At 63.3% G+C, this 24,227-nt stretch carries 19 protein-coding genes; 16 read left to right on the forward strand and 3 right to left on the reverse strand.

What is annotated here, in order from left to right; all coding sequences use genetic code 11:
* Window positions 1-53 precede the first annotated feature (53 nt).
* From JAO73_RS15015 to JAO73_RS15025, 3 genes are all read left to right on the forward strand, one after another.
* Window positions 54-635 (forward strand): DUF1572 domain-containing protein, encoded by a 582-nt coding sequence (locus tag JAO73_RS15015; protein ID WP_198977909.1) that lies wholly within the window; start codon window positions 54-56, stop codon window positions 633-635.
* 78 nt (window positions 636-713) lie between these two features.
* A complete protein-coding gene (locus JAO73_RS15020; protein WP_198977911.1) occupies window positions 714-1,286 on the forward strand; it encodes a GNAT family N-acetyltransferase in 573 nt (190 codons plus the stop codon).
* Window positions 1,286-1,792 carry a DinB family protein gene (locus JAO73_RS15025; RefSeq protein WP_198977913.1) on the forward strand — a complete coding sequence of 169 codons (507 nt, stop codon included), beginning with the start codon at window positions 1,286-1,288 and terminating at the stop codon, window positions 1,790-1,792. Before JAO73_RS15020 ends, JAO73_RS15025 begins: the two co-directional genes overlap by 1 nt.
* Window positions 1,793-1,945: 153 nt before the next feature.
* Here the strand turns inward: JAO73_RS15025 and JAO73_RS15030 are convergent, their stop codons facing one another.
* Entirely contained in the window at window positions 1,946-2,674 is a 729-nt protein-coding gene (locus JAO73_RS15030) for a LytR/AlgR family response regulator transcription factor (RefSeq protein ID WP_198977915.1), read from the reverse strand.
* Window positions 2,643-3,662 (reverse strand): sensor histidine kinase, encoded by a 1,020-nt coding sequence (locus JAO73_RS15035; RefSeq protein WP_198977917.1) that lies wholly within the window; start codon window positions 3,660-3,662, stop codon window positions 2,643-2,645. Before JAO73_RS15035 ends, JAO73_RS15030 begins: the two co-directional genes overlap by 32 nt.
* Before the next feature lie 266 nt (window positions 3,663-3,928).
* Between JAO73_RS15035 and JAO73_RS15040 the strand changes: the two genes are divergently transcribed.
* From JAO73_RS15040 to JAO73_RS15055, 4 genes are all read left to right on the forward strand, one after another.
* The gene (locus tag JAO73_RS15040; protein ID WP_410504994.1) at window positions 3,929-4,858 is read left to right on the forward strand and encodes an ABC transporter ATP-binding protein; all 930 of its coding nucleotides are present in this window, start codon (window positions 3,929-3,931) and stop codon (window positions 4,856-4,858) included.
* Complete coding sequence (locus tag JAO73_RS15045; RefSeq protein ID WP_198977919.1) at window positions 4,855-8,472, forward strand: ABC transporter permease/M1 family aminopeptidase; 3,618 nt, start codon at window positions 4,855-4,857, stop codon at window positions 8,470-8,472. Before JAO73_RS15040 ends, JAO73_RS15045 begins: the two co-directional genes overlap by 4 nt.
* Before the next feature lie 159 nt (window positions 8,473-8,631).
* Window positions 8,632-11,421 (forward strand): substrate-binding domain-containing protein, encoded by a 2,790-nt coding sequence (locus JAO73_RS15050; protein WP_198977920.1) that lies wholly within the window; start codon window positions 8,632-8,634, stop codon window positions 11,419-11,421.
* A gap of 220 nt (window positions 11,422-11,641) precedes the next feature.
* Window positions 11,642-12,847 carry an alginate lyase family protein gene (locus tag JAO73_RS15055; RefSeq protein WP_198977921.1) on the forward strand — a complete coding sequence of 402 codons (1,206 nt, stop codon included), beginning with the start codon at window positions 11,642-11,644 and terminating at the stop codon, window positions 12,845-12,847.
* A gap of 233 nt (window positions 12,848-13,080) precedes the next feature.
* On the opposite strand, the gene JAO73_RS15060 is transcribed toward JAO73_RS15055, so the two are convergent.
* A complete protein-coding gene (locus tag JAO73_RS15060; RefSeq protein WP_198977928.1) occupies window positions 13,081-13,497 on the reverse strand; it encodes a winged helix-turn-helix transcriptional regulator in 417 nt (138 codons plus the stop codon).
* A gap of 165 nt (window positions 13,498-13,662) precedes the next feature.
* On the opposite strand from JAO73_RS15060, the gene JAO73_RS15065 reads away from it, so the two are divergent.
* From JAO73_RS15065 to JAO73_RS15105, 9 genes are all read left to right on the forward strand, one after another.
* Window positions 13,663-14,526 carry an SDR family oxidoreductase gene (locus tag JAO73_RS15065; RefSeq protein WP_198977930.1) on the forward strand — a complete coding sequence of 288 codons (864 nt, stop codon included), beginning with the start codon at window positions 13,663-13,665 and terminating at the stop codon, window positions 14,524-14,526.
* A gap of 904 nt (window positions 14,527-15,430) precedes the next feature.
* Window positions 15,431-16,135, forward strand: a complete 705-nt coding sequence (locus tag JAO73_RS15070) for a putative quinol monooxygenase (protein ID WP_198977932.1) — start codon at window positions 15,431-15,433, stop codon at window positions 16,133-16,135.
* Between the two features lie 37 nt (window positions 16,136-16,172).
* Window positions 16,173-16,946 carry a DJ-1/PfpI/YhbO family deglycase/protease gene (locus JAO73_RS15075; RefSeq protein ID WP_198977933.1) on the forward strand — a complete coding sequence of 258 codons (774 nt, stop codon included), beginning with the start codon at window positions 16,173-16,175 and terminating at the stop codon, window positions 16,944-16,946.
* Window positions 16,947-17,047: 101 nt separating this feature from the next.
* On the forward strand, window positions 17,048-17,614 hold the full coding sequence (locus tag JAO73_RS15080; RefSeq protein ID WP_198977935.1) for a (2Fe-2S)-binding protein: 567 nt from the start codon (window positions 17,048-17,050) through the stop codon (window positions 17,612-17,614).
* A 14-nt stretch (window positions 17,615-17,628) separates the two neighbouring features.
* Window positions 17,629-18,654 (forward strand): FAD binding domain-containing protein, encoded by a 1,026-nt coding sequence (locus tag JAO73_RS15085; protein WP_198977937.1) that lies wholly within the window; start codon window positions 17,629-17,631, stop codon window positions 18,652-18,654.
* Between the two features lie 3 nt (window positions 18,655-18,657).
* Window positions 18,658-20,919 (forward strand): xanthine dehydrogenase family protein molybdopterin-binding subunit, encoded by a 2,262-nt coding sequence (locus tag JAO73_RS15090; protein ID WP_198977939.1) that lies wholly within the window; start codon window positions 18,658-18,660, stop codon window positions 20,917-20,919.
* 27 nt (window positions 20,920-20,946) lie between these two features.
* Window positions 20,947-22,050 carry an XdhC family protein gene (locus tag JAO73_RS15095; RefSeq protein WP_198977941.1) on the forward strand — a complete coding sequence of 368 codons (1,104 nt, stop codon included), beginning with the start codon at window positions 20,947-20,949 and terminating at the stop codon, window positions 22,048-22,050.
* 35 nt (window positions 22,051-22,085) lie between these two features.
* Window positions 22,086-23,411 (forward strand): low temperature requirement protein A, encoded by a 1,326-nt coding sequence (locus JAO73_RS15100; protein WP_198977943.1) that lies wholly within the window; start codon window positions 22,086-22,088, stop codon window positions 23,409-23,411.
* A 44-nt stretch (window positions 23,412-23,455) separates the two neighbouring features.
* Complete coding sequence (locus tag JAO73_RS15105; protein WP_198977944.1) at window positions 23,456-24,115, forward strand: hypothetical protein; 660 nt, start codon at window positions 23,456-23,458, stop codon at window positions 24,113-24,115.
* Window positions 24,116-24,227: the final 112 nt, after the last annotated feature.

Below are 24,227 nucleotides of genomic sequence, written 5' to 3' on the forward strand. Positions count from 1 at the left end.
ACTTCCTATCAGAGAACCCGTTGCTTTTTCCCTCATCCTCCAACCCTTTTCTCATGGCCCCCGACTACCTCACCAGTGTAAGAAAACAGTTCGAGTACTATAAGCTGCTCGGCGACCAGACGTTTGCCCAGCTGCCCGACGAGGCCCTGTTCTGGCAGTACAACGCCGAAAGCAACAGCATTGCCATTATCGTGCAGCACCTGTGGGGCAACATGCTCTCCCGCTGGACCGATTTCCTCACTTCCGACGGAGAGAAGGAATGGCGCAACCGCGACGCGGAATTTGAAACCGGCAGCCGGACCCGCGCCGACCTGCTGGCCCAGTGGGAAGCCGGCTGGACGTGCCTGTTCACGGCCCTTGACTCCATCACGGAGGCCAACCAGGACACTATGGTCTACATCCGCAACCAGGGCCACAGCATCACCGAGGCCATCAACCGGCAGCTGGCGCACTACCCCTACCACGTGGGCCAAATCGTGTTCATCGGCAAACTGGTGCTCGATGGCCAGTGGCAGTCGCTGTCCATTCCGCGGGGTAATTCGCAGAGTTACAACGCCGAGAAGTTTGCCCAGCCCAAACGCACGGTGCACTTCACCGACGAGTACTTGCAAAACCAGCAGCCCTCGGCGTCCTAGAAAGGGCCAAGCCGCCTGCTTTCGGCAGGCCTAACCAGCCGATTCCGTCACTTTTCACAAGCTTATTTACTCAATGCCATGCCCACTCTTGATACACCTGACACCCCCGAAAAACGTGGGACGAAGGCCCGCCAAGCCGGGCTCTTCACTGAACACGTCCGCATTCTGACTTACCAGCCGCAGTACGCGGCAGATTTCAAGCGCCTGAACGTGGAGTGGATTGAGAAGGACTTCGTGCTCGAAGCCGCCGACCTGAAAATGCTCGACCACCCGGAAGAATACGTGCTGCAGGGGGGCGGCCAAATCCTACTGGCCGAATACCAGGGGCAGGTGGTGGGCGCCTGCGCGCTGATACGCATGGACGCCGACACGCTGGAGCTGGCCAAAATGGCCGTGTCGCCGGCCGCGCAAGGGCTGGGCATTGGCCAGCGCCTGGCCCAGGCCGCCCTCGACACGGCCCGCGGCATGGGCGCGCGGCGCGTGTACCTGGAAAGCAACACCGGGCTCACGGCCGCCATTCGGCTTTACTACAAGCTGGGCTTCCGAAAAATTGAGCCCGACCGGCCTTCGCCCTACGAGCGGGTCAACATTCACATGGAACTGCTGCTGGACGAAGGCGCGGCAGGTACCGCCCTCTTGGCGAAACCCTGATGGAAATCCGCACCATTGCCTCTTTTCTCGACTACCACGGGAAAATCCGCCAGCGCACCGACCGGGTGGTTGCGCTGGTGCCTCCTGACCACGTGGAATGGCGCCCCCGGCCTGGCAGCTTCTCCCTCGGCGATACCGTTCGCCACCTCGCGGCCATCGAGCGGTACCTGTACGCCGAAGTGGCGGCGGGCCGGCCGAGTGCCTACGCGGGCTGTGGCCGGAATCTGGCCGATGGGCCCGCTGAGGTGCTGCGCTACTACCAGCGGCTGCGGGCAGAGTCCGCGGCCATCTTCAGCAGCCTGAGCGACAGCGACCTGCAGCAAAAGCGCTACCCGCCGGGCAACGGGCAGATTACGCTGTGGAAATGGCTGCGGGCGCTCCTGGAGCATGAAATTCATCACCGGGGGCAGCTGTACGTCTACCTGGGCCTGGTGGACGTGCCGACCCCTCCCCTCTTTGGCCTCACGTCCGAAGAAGTAATGGGGATGAGCATCGCTGATTCCTGATAGCCTGCCGGGCCGCAGTCGCCCTTCTTCATCGCGGCGTTCCTTGTTTCCACTTGCTGGTCAAGTTTAAAAGCCGGCAACCGCTGGAAATACCGGTGTGAAATGCCGTCAGCGCATTTCCGCAGGTAAGGGCAGTGCCAAGAGTCTGTTCCCTTACTGCATCCCTTTCAGCATGTTATAGAAAGCCTCGGCGTAAGTGTCGCTGATGGGAATGAGTTGGTCGGCAATCTGAATCCGGTTTTTCTCGATGTGGTCGATTTTGTCGATGGCGACCAGGAAGGACCGGTGCACGCGGGCAAATTCCGGGGCGGGCAGCAGCTCTTCCAATTTGGCGAAGCTGAGCAGTGTCATGATTTTTTCTTCCCGGGTGTGAATCCGCAAATAGTCTTTCATGCCCTCCACGAAGAGAATGTCGCGGGTCGCCACTCGCTGGATGCGGTGGCCCACCTTGAGGAAAAGGTATTCCGGCTCCGGCCTCGCCTCGGTTTTTTCCGCCTTCTTTTCCGGGGCCGGCCGGGGGCCGTGCTCCTGGTACAGCCGCAGCACGGCCCGGTAAAACCGCTCGAACGTGAAGGGCTTGAGCAGGTAGTCTTTCACCTCCAAATCGTAGGCTTTCAGGGCGTACTGGTCGTAGGCGGTGGTGAGGATAATCAGGGGCTTGGGGTTCAGCATCGGGATGAAGCTGAGCCCGTCCAGGTCCGGCATGTTGATGTCGAGGAACAGCAGGTCGGGGTTATCCTCGGCTAGCTGGCCCGCGGCCTCCAGCGGGCTGGCGTAGGTCCCTTTCAGCTCCAGAAAGGAGACCTTGCGGATGTACTCTTCCAGAATTTCCTGGGCCAGGTACTCGTCCTCAATGATGATGCAGGTGAGCTTGTCTTTCATGAGCCGGGGCGTGAAGGCCGTGGATGGTGAGCAGGACCGCAAAGGTCTCGCCGGTGTGCTCAATGGCCAGCGTGTGCCGGCCGGGATAGAGCAACGCCAGCCGTTTGCGGACGTTGGGCAAGCCGATGCCGCCCGGCTCCTCCAGCAGGTTGGCCGGCTTGCTCGCGACGGGGTTTTGCACGCGGAAAATCAGGGTGCCTTCGTGCAGCGCTACGTTGACCCGCAAGTCGCCGGGTTCCAACCGGGCGGGGCTGTGCTTGTAGGCGTTTTCGAGCAGGTGGATGAACAGCAAAGGAGCGATGTGGCAGGGCGTTGTTTCGCCCGTGAGATGCAGGTCGACCACCGGGCTGTGCTTGTAGCGCAGTTGCTGCAAGCTCACGTAGTCCCGCAGGTAGTCCAGCTCCCGGGCCAGCGGCACCGTGGCCGCGTTCGACTCGTATATCATGTAGCGCATCAGCGAGGCCAGGTGCATGACGGCCTCCGGGGCGGCCGGAGCCTGCTTGTACACCAGCGTGTGGATGTTGTTGAGGGTGTTGAAGAGAAAGTGCGGGTTAATCTGCGACTTCAGGTAATTCAGCTCGGCCTCCACGGCCTGTTTCTCCAGCTGTTCTTTCCGGATGGTGTTGAGCACCAGCGTTTCCGTGACCCGGGCCAGCCAGCTCAGAAAGAGAAAGATGAGCACCGTAGTAGCCAGGTGCATGGCGTAGTACCCAAAATCAAACGGCTTTTGCTGAAAAAACACAGACGGAACCGGCCCGGTCAAGGCAATGGCCGCTAGCCGGGGCCAATAGCCCTTTTGCTTGCCGGCGTACCGGGTCAATAGGGTGAAGTGGGCGTAAAACACATACAGACAGGTGGCAATGAACCCCGCGGCGGTGCTACGCCAATGGGCATCGGTTTCACTGCTCAGCTGCAGCACCACCAACGAGGTGAACAAGCCCCAAACGACCAGGTGAATCAGCCGGAAGATTTTTTTGACGCGCTCCATGGCACAAAGGTGGGGCGGTGGGCGGTGGTCCGGGCCCGCGTTTCGACCAGCTGCGGGGGCTAATCTACGGGAGGCGGAAAGGACACTACCAGGGCTTTCGCGGCGGCAAAGCCCGGCTTGGTAGAGCGGTTCGGCGCATCAGCATATCGGTTTTGGCCATTCGCGCCGGCGCCAGGTGCTTCGTCCTGAAAGCGAGGCAGCCGGCTCCGGCCAAGGGGCTGAGGCTTTCTCCCGATTGAACGATTCACCGAAGCAAAACCAATAAAATGGGAAAGCACCCGCTGGGCCTCTCCATCCGCAACGTCTCCAAAAAGTATGCGAATGGCGTGCAGGCCCTGAACAATGTGTCGCTGGACATCCCGCCGGGCATGTACGGCCTGCTGGGCCCGAACGGCGCCGGCAAATCCACGCTGATGCGCACCCTGGCCACGCTCCAGGAGCCCGATACCGGACAAGTCTTCCTGGGCGACATTGACGTGATACACCAAAAAGAAGCGCTGCGCCAGACGCTGGGCTACCTGCCCCAAGAGTTCGGCGTGTACCCCAAAGCCAGCGCCGAGGAGCTGCTCGACTACTTCGCGGTCCTCAAAGGCATCACCAACCGGGCCGAGCGCCGCGCCGCCACCGAGGCCCTGCTCCGGCAAACCAACCTTTGGGACAAGCGCAAACAGAAACTCGGCGGCTACTCGGGCGGCATGCGGCAGCGCTTCGGCGTGGCCGTGGCCCTGTTGGGCAACCCCCGGCTGCTCATCGTCGACGAGCCCACGGCCGGCCTGGACCCCACCGAGCGGGTTCGTTTTCTCAACCTGCTCAGCGAGTTGGGCGAGAACAGCGTCGTCATCCTCTCCACGCACATCGTGGAAGACGTTTCGGAGCTGTGCACCAACATGGCCATCATCAACCAGGGCCAAATCCTGCTGGAAGCGCAGCCGCTGGAAGCCGTGGCCGCCCTCAAGGGCCGCATCTGGCGCAAGCTGACCGACAAAACCGTCCTCCCGGCGCTGGAGCAGGAACACCGGCTTATTTCGGCCAAGCTGCTCAGTGGCCGCACGATGGTGCACGTGCACAGCCTCGCAATGCCGGGGCCCGGGTTCGAGCCGGTGGAGCCGGACCTGGAGGATGTCTATTTCAGTGCCATGACGGGCTGCTTCGGCCCGGCCCGGGCGCAGCCAAACGCGGAGGAAGCAGCGCGATGAAGTTCCGAACCATTTTTGCGCTGGAATTTCGCTACCAGCTGCGCCGGGCCACCACCTGGCTCTACTTCGGGGCCCTGCTGGTCCTCGCGTTTCTGATTGTCACGGCCAATTATGCCTCCGATGCGCGGGACGGGTATTTTTTGGCGAATGCGCCCGTCGTCATCGCCTCGGTGGCGGTGGTTTGCAGCGGGTTTTGGCTGGTCATTGGGGCCTCCGTGGCGGGCGAGGCGGCGGCCCGCGACGTGCAGACCCGCATGCATTTGCTCACCTACCCGGCCCCCGCCGGCAAGGCCGCTTACCTGGGCGGGCGGTTTGGCGCCGCTTTGGCCCTCAATGGCCTGCTCCTGCTGGCCGTGCCGCTGGGCACGCTGCTGGCCCTGCGCTTCTCCGGGCTGGAGGCGGAAATTCTGGGCCCGTTCCGGACGGCGCCTTACCTGACAACTTTTGGCTTTATCCTGCTGCCCAACGCGTTTTTTGCGACGGCCACGCAATTCTCGGCGGCGACGCTCAGCCGCCGGGTCATGGGTAGTTATGCGGGCGCCACGGCCCTTTGGGCGGCGGGCTACGGGCTCGGCCTCGTGCTGCACCAAACTGGGGAATGGGCCCATCTGGTGGATTCCACGGGGTTTGCCCCGGTGATGCGCTACCTGACCACGTGGGGCCCGCTGGAGCGAAACACGCGTCTGGTGCTGCCCGAGGGCTTTTTCCTTGCCAACCGCCTGCTGTGGCTCGCCGCTTCGTTGGGCCTGCTGATGTTTACGTATGCCCGTTTTCAGTTTGTGCTGCCCGAAAGCGGCCAACAGCCGCTTTCGGGCAGCCAGCCAGCGCCCGCGCGGACGGCCCGGGAAGAGTTGAGCTGGGAAACCGGCAAAGCGCTGTCGCCGGTACGAGGCACGTACGGCTGGGCCACGCAGCTGCACCAGCTGCGCCGCATCGCCTGGGAATGCTTTCGGCAGCTCGCTGCCAGCAAGGCTGGGTTGCCCCTGCTGGCCGTCCTGGCCGGCCTATTCGCCTTGACTTTGCGCGGCAACCTGAAGGGCCGGGGCGTGCCGCTGCTGCCCCGCACCGACTTCGTGCTGCATCAGCTAACGGCTCCCCTGACGGAGCCCACGGTTTTCTGGCTGTTCATGGCCCTGCTCACCATTTTCTACGCCGGCGCGCTGGTGTGGCGGGAACGGGATGCGGGCCTGAGCGAACTGGCCAACGCGGCGCCGGTGCCGGAATGGGTGCTGTTCGGCAGCCGGTTTCTGGCCCTGGGCCTGGTACTGGTGGCCTGGCTGGCCTTTGTGATGACGGCCGGCACGCTGGCGCAGGTAGCCTTTGGCGGGGCCACTGCGGAAATTGGGCTGTACTTAAAAATTCTCTTCGGGCTGCAGTTGGTAGACTGCCTGCTTTTCGCCCTGGTGGCCCTGCTGGTGCACGTGCTGATTAATCAGAAATTCGTGGGGCATCTGGTGGCGCTCCTGGCCTATGGCTTCATTGTCTTGGCGCCCAAATTGGGCATTGAGCACAAGCTGCTGCTCTTTGGCGCCAGTCCGGGCTGGACGTATACCGACATGGCGGGTTTCGGGCCGACGCTGGGACCGTGGCTGTGGTTTAAAGGGTACTGGGTGGCCTGGGCGCTGCTGCTGGCGGTGGTGGCGCGGCTGTTTTGGGTGCGGGGCCGGGAGGGTGGCCTGGCGGCGCGGCTGCAGCTGGCGCGGCGGCGAGTTACGCGTTCCACCGGCCTGGTTTCGGGGGCGGCGGTTGCTGGCATCTGCTTGTGTGGCGGGTTCATATTCTACAACACCAACGTGCTGCATGCCTACGCGTCATCTTCGAAGACTGCGGCGCAGCGCGCGGCCTACGAGCAGCACTACCGCCGGTACCAGCACGCCCCGCAGCCCCTGCTGACCGGCGTAAAGCTGCGGGTGGAAATGTATCCCAAGCAGCGGGCGGCAGAAATCCAGGGCACCTACCTGCTGGTAAACAACGGCCAAGCGCCCATCGACTCGGTTCACCTGGCGACCGGGGCCGGCGTTGAAACCACCGCCATCCGCTTCGACCAGCCAGCCAAGGCCGTGCTCGTGGACGCGGAGCAAGGCTACCGCATTTACACCCTCGCCCACCCCCTCCTTCCCGGCGACTCGCTGCGCCTCAGTTTTCAGGTGAAGCACCACCCGCAGGGCTTTTCCAACGACGGCGCCGACGCGCAGGTGCAGGCCAACGGCACCAGTTTCCGGAATCTGGAGTGGCTGCCGGTTCTGGGGTACCAGCCCTACCGCGAGCTGGACGAGGCCGGCGCCCGCAAGACCTACGGCTTGCCTCCCCGGCCCGCCTCCTACTCGCTCCACGACGGGGCCGCCCGCCGCTACGCCCCGTTTCCCGAGCAAATCCGCTTCGAAGCCATCATCGGCACGGATGCCGACCAGACGGCGGTGGCGCCGGGCACCTTGCGCCGCACCTGGACCACCGCCGGCCGCCGCTACTTCCACTACGCCACGGACGCGCCCATTCGCAACGAATACGCCTTTTTCTCGGCTAGCTACGCGGTGCTGGCAGGAAAATGGCAGAGCCCATCGGCCGGAGCCGGCCAGGACGTGGCCATCCAGATTTATTATCCCCCGGGGCTGACGGAGAACCCGGCGCGCATGGTTCGGAGCGCCCGGGCGTCGCTGGATTATTACACGCAGCAGTTTGGGCCTTACCCGCACCGGCAGCTGCGCTTTGTGGCCCACCCAAGCTACGCCTTTGGCCACCACGCCGCGCCCCTCGACATCACGGCCGAAGAGGGCTTTTTCCTGCTGAACCCGAAGGCGGACCAGCGCGGCTTCGACCTGGTGACGGCCGTGGTGGCGCACGAAGTGGCGCACCAGTGGTGGGGCAACCAGCTCAAACAAGCCTACGTGGAGGGCGCCGGCCTCATTTCCGAAAGCCTGGCGTGGTACTCGGCCCTGGGCGTGGTGGAGGACAAGTACGGCCCGGAGCACCTGCGGGCGCTGCTCCGCTTCCTGCGGGAAGAAAACGAAACCCCGCGCACCCGCGCCGCCAAGCCGCTGCTGCAAGCCGACGATTTTTACCAGAACTACCGCAAAGGGCCCCTGGCGCTGTACGCGCTGAGCCAATACATCGGCCGCGACCGGGTAAATGGGGCCCTTCGGCAGCTGCTGGCGCACCATCGCCCCGGGACTCGCCCCTTCGCTACTTCGCTCGACCTCTACCGGGAGCTGCAAACGGCCACGCCGGACTCGCTCCACCCGCTGCTGCACGACCTGTTCCGGGCCAATACCTTTTGGGAATTAGCCGCGAAAACCGCCACCACCAAACAACTGAACGGAGGCGCCTGGCAGGTGACGCTTACCCTGCAGGCCCGCAAGCTGGCCGTGGACAGCGCCGGCACCGAGACCAAACGCCCCCTGAAGGAATGGGTGGAAATCGGCGCCTTCGCCCCCGCTGACAAAGGCAAGGAAGACGGCAAAAGGATATATCGGCAAAAGCACCTCATCAAATCCGGCCAGCAAACCATTGTGTTCACGGTGCCCTACCGCCCGGCAAAAGCTGGTGTCGACCCGCGCCAGTTGCTGATTGAATGGAACGTCGAGGATAATTCCAAAGCAGTTACGTCAAAGAATTAGCGCTTAACGAACTCCTGCTTTTTTGCAAAATGAAGTGGTGACGATTTATTACGGCTCCTCTTCCGATTATGTATATTTGGAAAGTAACGTGTTGGTTCCAGATTAAGAATACCCTCTAACGCATTGACCCACAAAGTTCGTATTCGCTTTTTGTGGCGCTTGGCACCCGCCCTCGTTGTGCTGCTCAGTGCCTGCAGCGGGCCCGTGAAACCGCGGCCTTACCGCATTGGGTTTTCGCAGTGCAACACTGGCGGCACGTGGCGGCAGGCCGTATCGGCGGGCATGGAGCGGGAATTGAGCTTCCACCCTGAACTGCGGCTGCGCGTGATGGACGCGCGCAGTGACAGCCAGCGGCAGCAGGAGCAAATCCGCGCGTTGCTGCGCGAGGGCATCGACCTGCTCATCGTGTCGCCGCAGGAAGCGAAGGCGTTGACGCCGGTGGTGGAAGAGGTGTACCAACGCGGCATTCCCGTCATATTGCTTGACCGGCGGACTGCATCGGCCCAGTACACGGCTTTTGTGGGGGGCGACAACCTAGCTGCTGGCAAAACCGCTGCGCGCTACGCTGCCCGCTTGCTCAAAGGCCGGGGCAGCGTGGTGGAGATTCTGGGCACGGCCGATGCGCCGGCCACTATCAACCGGCACCAAGGCTTTGGCGAAGGCTTGGCCGAGTTTCGCGACCTGCACTTGGTGGCCCAAGTGGCCGGCAATTGGAACCGCACCGCGCTGCAGCCGGCCCTGACCGAAGCCCTGCAAGCGCACCCCGGGGTGTCGCTCATTTTTGCGCATAACGACGCCATGGCGCGCGGCGCCGCCGACGTGCTGCAGCGAATGGGCCGCACGCGGCAAGTGCGCATCATCGGCGTCGATGGGCTCGACCCGGTGCTGATACAGCGGGGCGAACTAACGGCCTCGCTGCTGTATCCCACGGCGGGCGAAGATGCCATTCGGCTGGCGGCCCGCATTCTGGACAAGCTGCCTTTCAAGCGGGAGAATGTCATCGGCACGATTGTCGTTGATTCGACCAACGCCGCGACGATACAATACCAGACCGGCAAAATGGCGAGTCAGCGGCGCGACATTGAGCGGCAGCAGGGCTTGTTACAGCATTTGCAGGACACTTATGCCACGCAGCGGACGGCTCTGTACGCGCTGTTGGCCTCGTTGGCCGGGGCCATTGTGCTGGGTATTATTGCCTGGGGCTCGGCGCGCAAAATCCGGCTGGTGAACCGCCAGCTGGCGCTGCAAAACGCGGAAAACGATAAAATCAACCGCGAGTTAATCGCCCAAAACGAGGAGAACGACCGGATTAATCGGCAGTTAATAAGCCAGAACGAGGAAATCTTGGCGCAGCGCAACCAGCTCGAAGCGCTGGCCGAGCAGGCCCGCGCCGAAACCGAAGCCAAGCTGCGCTTCTTCACCAACCTGTCGCACGAGCTGCGCACGCCCCTCACCTTGATTATGGGGCCGGTGGAAGAATTGCTCACCACGGGCTCCGCCCTCACCGAGGGGCAGCGCCAGGATTTGGCGTTGGTGCGGCGCAACACCCAGCGGCTGCTGCAACTGGTGAATCAGCTGCTGGATTTCCGCAAAATTGAGGTGGGCAAAACGGCCGTGCATGCCACGCGGGGCGACCTGGTGGGCTTTGTGCGCGAGATTGTGGAACTGTTTGAGAAGCCGGCCCAGCTGCGCGGAATCGACCTGCGGCTGCTGAGCCCCAAGCCGGAACTGCTGGCTTGGTTCGATGGCAATATCCTGGACAAGGTGTTTTTCAACCTGCTTTCCAATGCGGTGAAGTTCACGCCCGACCGGGGCACGATTACCATCAGCCTGCAGCCCGTGGCGGCGGGCCGGTCCGTGCAGGTGAGCATTGCCGATACGGGCCGCGGCATCACGGAGCAAGACCGGGCCCACATTTTCGAGTGGTTTTACCAGGGCAGCCAGGGGTCCGGGGCCAAAGGCTCCGGCATTGGGCTGGCGCTGGCCCACGGGCTGGTGCGCCTGCACCAAGGCGAGCTAACGTTCAGCAGCCTGGCCGGGCGGGGCAGCACCTTCACCGTGACGCTGCCGCGCGAACTGCCCGCCGAGCTGACGGCCCGCCAGCCGCTGGAACCTCCGGCGAGCTGGCTCGACGAGCCGACGGGCGCGCTGAGCGACTTGGTGCCCGAAACCGAGGTGTCGGCCAACGCCGAAAGCGAAACGCTGGTGCTGGTGATTGAGGACAACCAAGAAGTCAACGACTTTTTGGTGCGCAAGCTGGGCGGGGACTTCCGGGTGCAGAGCGCCACCGACGGCCACTCGGGTTTTCGGCTGGCCACCGAGCTGCTGCCCGACCTGATAGTGTGCGACGTGATGATGCCCGGCCTGAACGGGCTGGAAGTGGTGGCCCGCCTGCGGGCCGACTGGCGCACCTCGCACATTCCGGTGGTGCTGCTCACGGCCCGCGGCGCGCCCGAGCAGCAGGTGGAAGGCGTGCAGGCCGGCGCCGACGTGTACCTGACCAAGCCCTTCAACCCCGCGCTCCTGCTCGAAAGCGTGCGCACGCTGCTGGCCAACCGCGCCCGCCAGCGCGCGCAGTTCCGCCGCGAGTTCCGCCTCGACGAAGTCGCCCTCACCCCCGACCAGCAGTTCGTGGCCAACCTCACGGCCACCGTGGACGCGCACCTGAGCGACGCCAACCTGGCCGTGGAAGACGTGGCCCGCTACGTGGGCCTGACGCGCATGCAGCTCTACCGCAAAGTGAAGGCCGTGCTGGGCATGAACATTACGGAGTTCATCCAAGGCCGCCGGCTGGTGAAGGCGTGCGAGCTGTTGCTGGAAGGGTCGCGCACCATCACCGAAGTAGCCTACGAGCTGGGGTTCTCCACGCCGTCGTATTTCTCCAGCAGCTTCCGCTCACGTTACCAGCTCACGCCCTCCGAATACCGGTTGCAGCACGCTCCGCACTAAAACCCAGGCTACTTGTCACGTTCAAAAAGTGAAACCGGGCTCATTAAAGGCCCGGTTTTTTATTTTTAATATGTTGGTGGTCAGCATTTCTACACAAAATGTATTTGTGAACACAGAATGTATAAAATCAGACAGCGTGCCTGCGTGACCGCGCGCACCTTTGCGCTACACCGAGTTGGCCGGTTTCCTGAACAGGCTCCAGCCCATTTTCCTTTCTTCTATGTTGCGCGTGCTTGTTATCAACTGCTGGCTGGTGCTGGCTTTGCTGGGCTTACCTCAACACCTGGCTTTGGCCCAGGCCGGCCGGGGCCCCGCGTTCATTTTGCTCGATGAGACCCAACTGGCCGCGTACAAGGCGGCCTATCTGAAAAAGCAGCCCGCCGAAACCAAGCAGGTGCAGGCCGTGCTGCGCGAAGCCGACCTAGCCCTGCGCCGCGGGCCCTACTTCATCACGGGCAAAAGCCAGGTGCCGCCCAGCGGCGACAAGCACGACTACATGTCGCAGGCGCCCTACAGCTGGGCCGACACGACCAAGCCCGGCGGCAAGCCTTACATCGACCGCGACGGCCTGCGCAACCCCGAAGCCGCGACGTTTACCGACGGGGCCAATTGCGTCGGCATGATTAGCGACGTGAAAAAGCTGGGCGTGGCGTATTACTTCAGCGGCAAGGAGGAATACGCGGCGCATGCCGCCAAGCTGTTGCGGGTGTTTTTTCTGGACCCCGCCACCCGCATGAACCCCAACCTAAATTTCGCGCAGGCCATTCCGGGCGTGACCACTGGCCGCAGCTACGGTATGATTGAAACCCGCAACCTGGTAGAAATTCCGGATGCGCTGGCTATGATGAACGGCAGCAAAAGCATTGATGACCCACTGGTAAGCGGCCTGCGGGACTGGTTTTGGCAATTTACCACTTGGGCCACCACCAGCAAGCTGGGCGTAGCCGAGGGCAAGGTGAAGAACAACCACGGCACCTTCTACGACACGCAAATGATTGATTACGCGCTGTTCACCGGCGATGAAGCGCTGGCCCGGCAGGTAATCGAAACGCAGACGAAGCCGCGCCTGGCCATGCAGCTGGCCCCCGACGGCGCCCAGCCCCTGGAGCTGGCCCGCACCCGCCCCTGGAACTACGTGACCATGAACCTGGTGGGCTGGGTGCGGCTGGCGCAGCTCGCCCAACGCCTCCACATCGACTTGTGGAATTATGCCTTGCCCGACGGCCGCGGCCTGCACGCCGCCCTGCTGTGGCTGAAGCCCTACCTGCTGCAACAGAAGCAGATGGAAAAAGGCGACATCGTGCCCGCCGGCAACGAGTCGGCGCTGCTGCTCTATGAGAAAGCCGCCCCGCACTACCCCGACCTGGAGGCCGACAAAGTATTCGCGCTTTACCCCAACGCCCTCCGGCTGCCCTGGACGCTGTAAGCGCGGCGGTTTGCCATTCCTGGCTTCATTCTAGCCTTTCCATCGGCCGTTGCTATCCCTGCTTGGCATGGCGGTAGGGGCGCTCGTGCGCGTAAAAAAGTCATTTTCGTAGGCCAACTTGTGATGCTGGCGGAAGCATGATACGCTGACTTATTGCGCCAACGCCCGCTAACCGCGCACACCCCATTCACTCCTGGGGCTTTGCACCGCTCACCCAGGCGGTGCCTTTTTGTTTAGGTCAGGGCTTTTTCGCGGGCGAGCTGCTTGTACTTCTCCACCGCCGCATCTTTTCCGGTCTGGAGTTCTGCCAATAAGCCAGTGTCGGTGACGGTGGGGCAATGCGCGGCGCCCCACAGCACGAGTTCTATAATAATGGGGATGGTATCGACGCCTTTTTCCGTCAGGCGGTAGGTGAACTTCGACTTCTTATCGGCGGCTACGGCCTTGGTTAAGAGGCCTTGCGCCTCCAATACCGCCAGACGGTCGGCCAGCACATTGGTGGCTATTTTCTCTGCGGACTGCAGGAATTGCCCATAGGTAGACTTCCCCGCGAACACCATGTCTCGGAGAATGAGTAGGGTCCATCTGTCGCCCAACACGTCGAGCGAGGTGCTAACGGGGCAGGTAGAACGCTGTTTGAGCGGTTTCATAACAAAAAATATTTTTCACTTGCTTTTTGCAAGTATTTAACAATACATTTGCACTTGCAATTTGCAAGCAAATATACGCAGGGTTTTTTCCTGCCGTCACTGGGAGCCTGCCCGGCTCAGCCTGGGCGGTTTTCTTTATTTAACAACTCTCTTTTTCTGTTTACCATGCTTTTAGTAACTGGAGCCACCGGTGGCTTAGGCCACGAAACCATCGATTGCCTGCTCACGACCATCCCGGCCGCGGAAATCGCCGCCTTGGTGCGCGACGCCAGCAAAGCCACTGACCTCGTGCAGCGGGGCGTCGATGTGCGGCGAGCCGACTATTTTGACTACCCTGCGCTGGTGCAAGCCTTCCGGGGCATTGAGAAGGTGCTGCTGGTTTCTGCCGTCGCCTTTACCGACCGGGTGAGCCAGCACCGCAACGTCATCGACGCCGCCAAGGAGGCAGGGGTGAAGCACCTGTTCTACACCAGCATCCAGCGCAGCTCCGATTTTGTGATGCCGGAGGTCACGGAAAGCGACCTGGCCACCGAAGCCTACCTCAAAGCGTCCGGGCTGGTTTACACCATTCTCAAAAACGGCTACTACTTCGAAGGCCTCGGGTACCTGATTGGCAGCGAGGTGCCCGAGTCGGAGATTGAGGTCCCGGCGGGAGAAGGCAAGGCCGCGTTTGTTAAGCGGGCTGAGTTGGCCGCTGCCACGGCCGCCCTGCTAACCAGCGAAGCCCATGACAACCAAGAGTATACCCTGGCCGGGAGCGAAGCTTATTCGTTTCACGACGTAGCCCAGGAACTCTCCGCGCTGGCGGGCCGGCCCATTGTTTACAAAAACACCGAGCCGGCGCCTTACATCGCGCAAAAAGTAGCCGCTGGCTTCCCCGAAGCCGTGGCCAAGTTCTTCGCCCAGTGGGATGATGCCATCAAGCACGGCATGCTGGCGGTGCCGGATGGTACGGTGGAGCGGCTGCTGGGCCGCAAGCCCACGTCGCTGCGCGAGTACTTGAAAACGACTTATTTCCCGGCTAACTGACCGCTCGTAGCGGCTTCGCGCCCCTGATTCAAACGCTGGGTCGAGGCCATGGGCGCCGGTGTGGTGTTGGAACACAGCTAAGGCCTCGCCCCGTAATTGCCGCAGTACGGTGTGGCTGCTTTCCGGCTAGTCACTTGACCGCCATTCAAGGTCAGCAGTATTTGCCTGGGTCGTCACCAACCAATTCTCTGAGTAGTCAGACCTGATTCTGCTGGTTGGAAGTATCGTTTTTTCTACCAATAGTACCCGCTTACATGCGAATGCCCAGAAGCAGTATCGTTGCTTCTGGGCATTCGCATGTAAGCGGGCATCCGAAAGGCTATTTGCTCCCGGTGTTTAGCCACTGCAGCTGGTTACTGGAGCTGTGGCGCACCGGCAGGAGTAACGCACTTAAATGAGGCCTGCTTTCAATAAGAGTATTTTGACAAGCGCGCACAAAAAACAAAAAAAGCCTCACATGCAGGCGTGTGTTATCAATATAAGTTGCTGATTAAAAGATGCATAAATAATAAATAGGGATTGAACAATATTTGTTCAAAAAGAGACAAAGGAAAAGGGCTGCAACGGTGACCTTTGGACCACCAGACTAACGATTGGTTGACCTGCTGCCGCGTGTCGGAGTAGCCTCCCTTGATAAACATTTCCCGGCTTGCGGCTGTGCCGCCCGCAGTATTAGCGGCCGGTTCGATGGGAGAGCAGGCCATGGTCTACGCCGATTAGCATCCACCCCTTTAAGGCCATTGACGGGACGAGCCCACATGCTCACGACCCTGCTATTAGGTGCTGTTTCCCATCCTGCAGGCCGGAATGAACGCCAAGCAGGAGCAGAATCCGGAGTCCTGGGCCATTGAATGAATGGCGCCTTCCCAACTGCCATACGCCTTACCCAACCGCATGTAAACTTATGGAAACAAAGCAAAAATCTTCTCCCCAAGCCGCCGCACCGCCGTCCGCAAGCACCGCCCCAGTGGCGCGGCTGACCAGCTACCACGTCAAGCCGGCGCAGCAGGACGCTTTCCGTCAGGCCCTGAGCGAGTACGTGGCTGGCGCGCTTCAAAGCACCGGCAACATCATGGCCGAGGCCTACGCCGAGCGCGACAAGGCCGGCGTGCTTTGGCTAGTGGAACGCTGGGAAACCCAGACGCATCTGGAGGCCCACCAGAAAAGCAGCCCGGCCGCCGCCATTAGCCGCCTGGCGGCGGAGGCCCTGGAAGCGCCCGCCGAAACCCTGGCCGTGCAGGACCTCGAACCCCTCGCCAAAGAAGCGTGGCAGCGGGCTCCTAACCCCGACGACCAGCCCATGACCGTGATGCTATTCGTGGATGCGAAGCCGGGAACCGGGGCAGAATTCAAAAAGCGCTACCACGCCGCCATGCCGCAAATCCGGGGCGAAGCCGGCGTGGTGACCTACCAACTGACCCAGATAGAAGGGGCTGCTGATAAGTTCATTACCTACGAGAAGTTCCGCAGCGAGCAGGCTTTGCAGGACCATTTGAAGTTTCCGTTTCTGGCGCCCATCCTCGATTTTCTGCACTCCTCCATCACCAACCCGCCTTTCGAGCAGGGCCTGCACAAACTGACCGAGCTGGCCCCGCTGCACTGGAAATAATGCCTTCCCCTTTTTCACCCTTTAACACCCCTAAATCATGAATGTATCAGATGAAAGCAAACGCGAACTAGAAATCGTCATGCAGCTGACCAGCCAAACGGCGGTGGCGGGGCTGCCGGTGGCAAAACTGCTCACGGCGCCCGGCAACGAGAAGATGCGGGAGTTTTTCTTTACTCCCATCGACGACCCGAAAAAGCTGGCGGGCAAAAAGATTGGGGTCATTGCCGCCGATGGCTTCGAGGAAATCGAGATGCTGGGGCCCGTGTGGTACTTCCGCGCCCTGGGCGCGCAGGTCGAAATTGTGGGGCCGTCGGACAATCCGGCCCCGGCCCGCTTTGGGCTCAGCACCCCGGAAATGGCCAAAGACCACATCATGGCCATTCAGTACCTGACGCCGGTGGGCTGGGTGAAGCTCGACCGCCGGGCCGACCAGGTTAAGGTGGACGACTACGACGCCGTGTTCATCCCCGGCGGCGCCTGGAATCCCGATAATCTGCGCTACGACAAAGCCGTCATCAAGTACGTGCAGGACTTTTCTAAAGCGGGCAAGCTGGTGGCGGCCATCTGCCATGCCCCGGTGGTGCTGGCCACGGCCGACCTGCTGAAGGGCAAAAAACTCACCGGCTACTGGAACATTCAGACCGATTTGGTGAACGCCGGCGGCAACGTGGTGGACGAGCCCGTGGTGGTGGATGGCAACCTCATTACCAGCCGCCACCCCATCGACGTGGCCGATTTCTCGCTGGCCGTGACCGAGTGGCTGGTGAGCCACAAAGTAGCGCGGCCGGAAATGGCCGCGGCCACGCATTAACCCGCTCCGGTCAGCTCAGGCTTCGCCCTGAAACGCCGGGCGCGGGCCTGAGCTGACCGCTGCGCCAGCCCTTTCCTAGTCGCTCGCTTTTCGTTGTTTTTATGACTCACTTCCTCCAGAAGCCGCTAAGTCCGCCGGCGCCAACTGTTGCCGCGGCCCAGCCGGTGACGCTGCACGTGAACGGCCAGGACCGCACCATCCACATTGCGCCCTGGACCAGCCTGCTCGACGCCCTGCGCGAGTACGTGGGCCTGACGGGCACCAAAAAGGGCTGCGACCACGGCCAGTGCGGCGCCTGCACCGTGCTGGTCGACGGCCTGCGCATCAACGCCTGCCTGGCGCTGGTCACCGTGTACCAGGGCCGAAAAATCGAAACCATCGAAGGGCTGGGCAGCGCCGACAACCTCTCGCCCTTGCAGCAGGCCTTCATCGACCACGACGCCTTCCAGTGCGGCTACTGCACGCCCGGCCAGATTTGCTCGGCGCAGGGCCTCATCAACGAGAGCCGTGCCCAGACCGTGGACGAGGTGCGCGAGCTGCTGAGCGGCAACCTGTGCCGCTGCGGAGCCTACACCAACATTCTCTCGGCCGTGATGGAGGTGCTGCACGACGGCCAGGCCGTGGTAGACAACGGCACCCTGACGACCATTCCCGCCACCGCCCAATAACCAACGCGCTTCCTATGAACAGCTTCACGCTAACCCAAGTGGACTCGGTGGCGGCGGCAGTAGCCGACCGGGTCGGCCACGCGGAATCGGCCTACCTGAGCGGCGGCACCAACCTCGTGGACCTGCTGAAATACAACGTGACGCGCCCGCGTCACCTCACCAGCTTGGGCCACCTGCCGCTGCACCACATCGAGCCGCTGCCCGATGGCGGCTTGCGGCTGGGTGCCCTCGTCACCAACTCGGCCACGGCTTACGATGCGCAGGTGCAGGCGCGCTACCCGGTGCTGAGCCAGAGCATTTTGTCGGGGGCTACGCCGCAGCTGCGCAACGCGGCCACCGACGGCGGCAACCTCAACCAGCGCACCCGCTGCCCTTATTTCTACGACCTGGCCACGCCCTGCAACAAGCGCGAGCCGGGCACCGGCTGCTCGGCCATTGCCGGCTTCAACCGCGGGCATGGCGTGCTGGGCACCAGTGAAAGCTGCATTGCCACCCACCCCTCGGATATGTGCGTGGCCCTGGCCGTGCTGGAGGCCGTGGTGCGCGTGCAAGGCCCGGAGGGCGAGCGCACCATTCCCATCAAAGACTACCACCGGCTGCCGGGCGACACACCCCACCTCGACAACACGCTGCGGCCCGGCGAGCTGGTGACGGCCATCGACCTGCCCGCGCAGGGCTACGCCGAGCACTTCACCTACCTGAAAGTGCGCGACCGCACCAGCTACGCCTTCGCCACGGTGAGCGTGGCCGTGGGCCTGGAAATGGACGGTGACACCATCCGAAAAGCTCGCTTTGCCCTGGGCGGCGTGGCCCACAAGCCCTGGCGCGACCCGGAAGCCGAGCGCCTGCTCGAAGGCCAGCCCGCCTCGCCCACCGCGTTTCGCCGGGCGGCGGCCCTGGTATTTGCCGAGGCCAAGGGCTACCAATACAATGCCTTCAAAATTGAATTGGGCCAGCGCGCCATCGTGCGGGCCCTCACGCAGGCCGCGGCCATGAATCAGGCCCTGAGTCCGAACGCATTTCTCAATTCTAACCCGTAAGCCATGAGCCAGACCATTGCGCCGCCGCCCACCGTGAAGCTGGGCACCGACTACGTAGGCCAGCCGACCAACCGCGTGGAGGGACCGGCCAAAGTATCGGGCGCGGCCCATTACGCCGCCGATTATCCCGTGGCCGACCTGTGGTACGGCTACGTGGTAAACAGCCCCATCACCAAGGGCCGAATCACACGGATTGACACGGCGCCCGTGCTGGCCCTGCCCGGCGTGAAGCAGATTTTTACGCACGAAAACGTGCCGGCCCTGGCCTCGCTCGATAAAAGCTACCAAGACGTCATTGCACCGAATGGGTCGCCGTTTCGGCCGCTGCACGCCCCCGATATTCTGTTCAACCTGCAACCGGTGGCGCTGGTGGTGGCCGATACCTTTGAGCTGGCCCGCTACGCCGCCTCGGTGCTGGAAATCGACTACGAAACCGCCGATTTCAATACCGACCTGGAGCAAGGGCAGCACGCGGGCTTCACGCCGCCGAAGGACAGCGTGTTCACGCCCCCGGCTTCCTATGGGCACTTCGGGCAGGCGTTTGCGCAGGCCACCCACCGGCACAGCGGCGAGTACCGGCACCAGGCACAGCACCACAACCCGATGGAGCTGTTTGCCACCACGGTGCAGTGGCTGGGCGAGGGCCGGAAGATGAAAATCTACGACAAAACCCAGGGCGTATACAACGTGCAGGAGTACCTGTGCAACGTGTTTGGGCTGGAAAAAGCCGACGCGCAGGTGATTACGGCCTACATGGGCGGCGGCTTCGGCTCGGGGCTGCGGCCGCAGCATCAGGTGTTTCTGGCCACGCTGGCGGCCCTGGAGCTGCAGCACTCGGTGCGCCTCACCCTCACCCGCGACCAGATGTTCAGCATGGGCAACCGGCCCGGCGTCATCCAGCACCTGCAGCTGGGCACCGACGAGTGGGGCCACCTCACGGCCCTGCAGCACACGGCTGTGAGCGAAACCTCGCGCTTCGAAAACTACGCCGACAACGTGGTGCCGACTTCCGGGGTGTTGTACAACTGCGACAACGTCTCGCTCCAGCACCAAATCGTGCCACTCGACCTCTACACGCCCCAATCCATGCGGGCGCCGGGCGCGGCCTCGGGCGAGTTTGCCCTCGAAGTCGCCATCGACGAAATGGCCTACCAGGCCGGCCGCGACCCGCTGGAATTTCGCCTGCTGAACTACGCCGAGCGGGACAAGGCCGAAAACAAGCCCTTCAGCAGCAAGCGCCTGCGCGAGTGCTACCACGAGGGCGCGGCCCGGTTTGGCTGGGAGCAGCGCACGCCCGAGCCCCGCTCCATGCGCGACGGCCACCTGCTGGTGGGCTGGGGCGTGGGCACCGGCATGTGGGAAGCCAAGCAGCAGCCGGTCAAGGCCAAGGCGCGGCTGAGCTCCGAAGGCCACCTCACGGTGAGCAGCGCCAGCACCGACATCGGCACCGGCACCTACACCATCATGACGCAGATGGCCGCCCAAACCCTAGGCCTGCCCATCGAGGATGTTACCCTGGTGCTCGGCGACACCAGCTTGCCCCAGGCGCCCATCCAGGGCGGCTCGTGGATGTCGGCCTCGCTGGGCACGGCGGTGCAGAACACCTGTCAGGCCCTGGGCAAGAAGGTGCTGGCGCTGGCGCAGCAGCAGGCCGATTCGCCCCTGGCCGGGCTGGCTTTCGAGGACGTGCAGTTTGTCGACGGCGTGATGCGCGCCAACGACGACCTGAGCCGCCAGGTCGCCATCCGCGAGGTGCTGGCGGCCAGCGGGCCCGTCGCCCTCGAAGCCGAAGGCGGGGCCAAGCCCGACGCCGCCCGGCAGGCGCAGTATTCTTGCCACTCGCACAACGCCGTGTTTGCGGAGGTGAAAGTGGACGAGGAGCTGGGCGTGGTGCACGTCACGCGGGTGGTCAACGCCGTGGCGGCCGGCCGCATCATGAACCCCAAAACGGCGCGCAGCCAGATTCTGGGCTCGGTGGTGTGGGGCATCGGCATGGCGTTGATGGAGGAAACCGTTACCGACCACCATTTCGGCCGCTACGTGAACCACAACTACGGCGAGTACCACGTTCCGGTCAACGCCGACATCCATACAATCGACGTGATTTTTGTGGAGGAAAACGACGATGTGGTGAGCCCCATCGGGGTGAAAGGCATTGGGGAAGTGGGCATGTTGGGTGTGACGGCGGCCGTGGCCAACGCCATTTACCACGCCACGGGCAAGCGCGTCCGCGAGCTGCCCATCACAATGGATAAGCTGCTGTAGGCCCCTGCCACGCTATTCGCGGATAACATGACGGAGCTGCAGCGACTTTTCCTGGCCTACGACGCGCACCGCGCCGCGGCCCGACCTTGTGCCCTGGCCACGGTGGTGGAGGTGCTGGGGTCGGCCTACCGCCGCCCCGGCGCGCGCATGCTCGTGACCGAAGACGGCGAGCTGACCGGCGCCATCAGCGGCGGCTGCTTGGAAGGCGATGCCCGGCAGCGGGCCCGGCGCGCCATTTTCCAGGGCGAGCCGGCGCTCGTCACCTACGACACCCGCGACGAGGACGACCCGCGCCACGGTCTGGGGCCCGGCTGCCAGGGCGTGGTGCGCATCCTGCTCGAACCGCTCGATTTTGCTGACCAGGCCAACGCGCTGGAAATGCTGCGCGCCTTTGCCCGCCACCCCGTGCCCGCCGTGCTGGCCACCATCTTCGCCACCGACGCGACCGGCCCCCAGGCGGTGGTTGGCCAGCGCCTGTTGCTCACCGACGGCGGCAGCATGGAAGGCAACTCCTTCTTGGCCGGGCCCCTGACGGAAGCGGCCCGCGCCACGCTGCTGCTGGGCCAGTCGCGGGTGCTGGACATCGACACGGACGCCGGGCCGGTGCGGGCGCTGCTGGAGGTGCTGGTGCCGCCGCTGCGGCTGGTGGTGTACGGCGCCGGCAACGACGCCCAGCCCCTGGTGCGGCTGGCCGGCTCGCTGGGCTGGCACATCACGGTGGTCGATGGCCGGCCCAACCTGGCCACGGCCGCCCGCTTCCCAGAGGCAGCGGCCGTGCGCCTGGTATCGGTGCAGGCGCTGGCCACGCAAACGCCCGACCCGCTGGCCTATCACGTGCTGCTCAGCCACAACTACGCCTACGACCTAGCCGCGCTGCAAGCCTTGGCCGGCGCGCCCGCGCCCTACGTGGGCCTGCTCGGTCCGCGCAAAAAAGGGCAGCGCCTGCTCGCAGACCTGACCGGCGACACGCATTCGCTCTACCAACGCCTGCACAGCCCCATTGGCCTGGACTTGGGCAGTGACACGCCCGAGGAAATAGCTCTTTGCATTGTGGCGGAAATCCAGGCGCATCGCAGCGGCGGGTTGGGGCGGCCGTTGCGCGAGCGGGCCGGGGCCGTGCATAGCCACTAAATCTGTAGCCGCTTACCCTACTATCGTTTTCCCGCATGAGTCAGAACGCCCCTGATACGGTCCCTCGCCTGCGCGCCTGCGACCCACCCGGCACGCGCCGCCCCTCCTGGCTGGAAACGCTAACCGACTTGGCGTTCGTGGTCATTTTGGGCCAGTTGGTGAGCCGGCTGCTTGCTGCGCCTGGCGGAGCGGCCGTCTTCGATTTGCTGCTGCTGGTGGTGCCGGTCTGGTGGCTCTGGAATGGGCTCACGTTTTACACCAACCGTTTTGCGGTGGTCAACGACCTGGGCGACTTCCTGTTCACGGTGGTGCAACTGCTGGGCCTGCTGGTGCTGGCAGTCGTCATCAAACTGGCCCTGACCAGCCACACCAATACGGTCATTTTCGTGGGCATCTACGCAGGGCTGCGCGGGGTGGTGCATGTGCAGTATGCCCGCGTGGCGCATTTCGTGCCGGCCGCCCGGGCCTACGTGCGGCACGTGCAGGTCGGCTTCGCGGTGTCGCTGGCCTGCTGGGTTGGGGCGGCGCTGGCGGAGGCGCCGGTTGGCTACTACTTGTGGGCGTTGGCGTTGGCCGCAGAGATATGTACGCCCTTGGTGGCGGGTGGGCGCGCCTTGCACCAGCACATCCCGCCCGATGCCCGCCACCTGCCGGGCCGAGTGGCCACCTTCGTGCTGCTGGTGCTGGGGCAGGTGGCGCACGGCATCACGCAAGGGCTCTCCCAAACCGGCCTTAACGCCGATGGCCTCGGCCGGGCGCTACTGGCGGGCGGCACCCTCATCGGGCTCGGCGGGGCCTACTTCACCCGGGTGTACGAGGCACCGGTGCAGGCCCTGAGCGAACGGAAACGCACTGCCCCGTTTTGGACCTGGGCCTACCTGCACCTGCCGCTGACCTTGTTTCTGCTCCTGGGCAGCGCGGGCCTGACCCTGGCCGTGGACGAAAAGCCGGAGGTTGCCCTCACCAGCTGGCTGGTCGGGGGCGGAGTGGGCGGCAGCTACCTGGTCATGGGGCTGCTCGGCATTGTTAACAGCTGGGCCAGCGAGCAAGCCCAGCCCGGCGCCAGGCGGCGCGTGGCCCTTCGCTTAGTGGCCGGGGGCTGCCTGCTGCTGGCTGCGTCTTGGGCTTCGCCGCTGCTCTTGTTGCTGCTGGGTGCCGCCACCGGCCTGGGCATTGTGCTCCAGGACTATTTCGGCCCGCTGGCCCCGGTCACCGGCTTCCCCACCATTGCCTCCCGCTACACCCACGAACCGAAGCAGAATTCAAGTCACGGCAGCGGCCCGCAGCCCGGTTCTGCGCCAGCCAAGCCCGCTGTTCCCGAGCAGGAAACGCCCTGGGCAGTTTATCAGGAGAAAGCATGATAGGCCGGCGCCACTTACTGCTAACCAGCGTATTTGTTGGCATTGTGCTACAGCCCATCAGTAGCCACGCGCAGCAGCAGTCGGACCTGGTAAGCTGGAACTGGACGAGTATAACATGGCAACCCGACAGCAGCCGTTGGGCACTGGAAATTTCGCCCAATTACGTGGCCTACCAGAATCTGACGCGCACGTTTTTGCAGCTGGGCCTTGGCCGGGTCTGCTACGCCTGGCCGCGGCAGCAGCTAACCCTATCTGCCGTGTACGAGGTGGGCGCAATCGACCAGCAAGGCACGCTGCAGCTCGCCCGTCTCTACGGGGGCCAGGTATTGGCCAACCGGCCGCTGCACCCACGCTGGCAGCTTTCTTTAGACCGCCTCTGGTTCACGCCGGGGCTCTACGAAGGGCAGCAGCGGCAGCCCATCTATCGGGTTCGCACCCTGGCCGGCATAATGCCCCCGCTCAACTCGCACCTGAGCTTAGTCCTCAATACCGAGCCATTCGTGTACCGGACCGGCAGCTGGCTGCAAGAGGTGCGCTCCCAGGCCGGTGTGCAGTTCGAACCCCGGGCGGGCATCACGATGCAGGTAATTTACTGGAATTGGTGGACTGGCTACGAGCCGCGGCGGGTGAACTGGCAGCACATAGTGCTGCTCACGGCCGCATTTCGGGTTAAAAATATGCCTTGGCATAAGCAGGGCTTGTAGTATAGCTGCCAATAGCTCCGCTAATTGCAGCTTTTTTTACAAGGGTAGGGCCACACCTAACCAGACCAGCATTGGATGGGGGGCAACAGCAGTTTACGGCTAGCCCAGGGCA

Source organism: Hymenobacter miniatus (assembly GCF_016427455.1).
GTDB lineage: Bacteria > Bacteroidota > Bacteroidia > Cytophagales > Hymenobacteraceae > Hymenobacter > Hymenobacter armeniacus.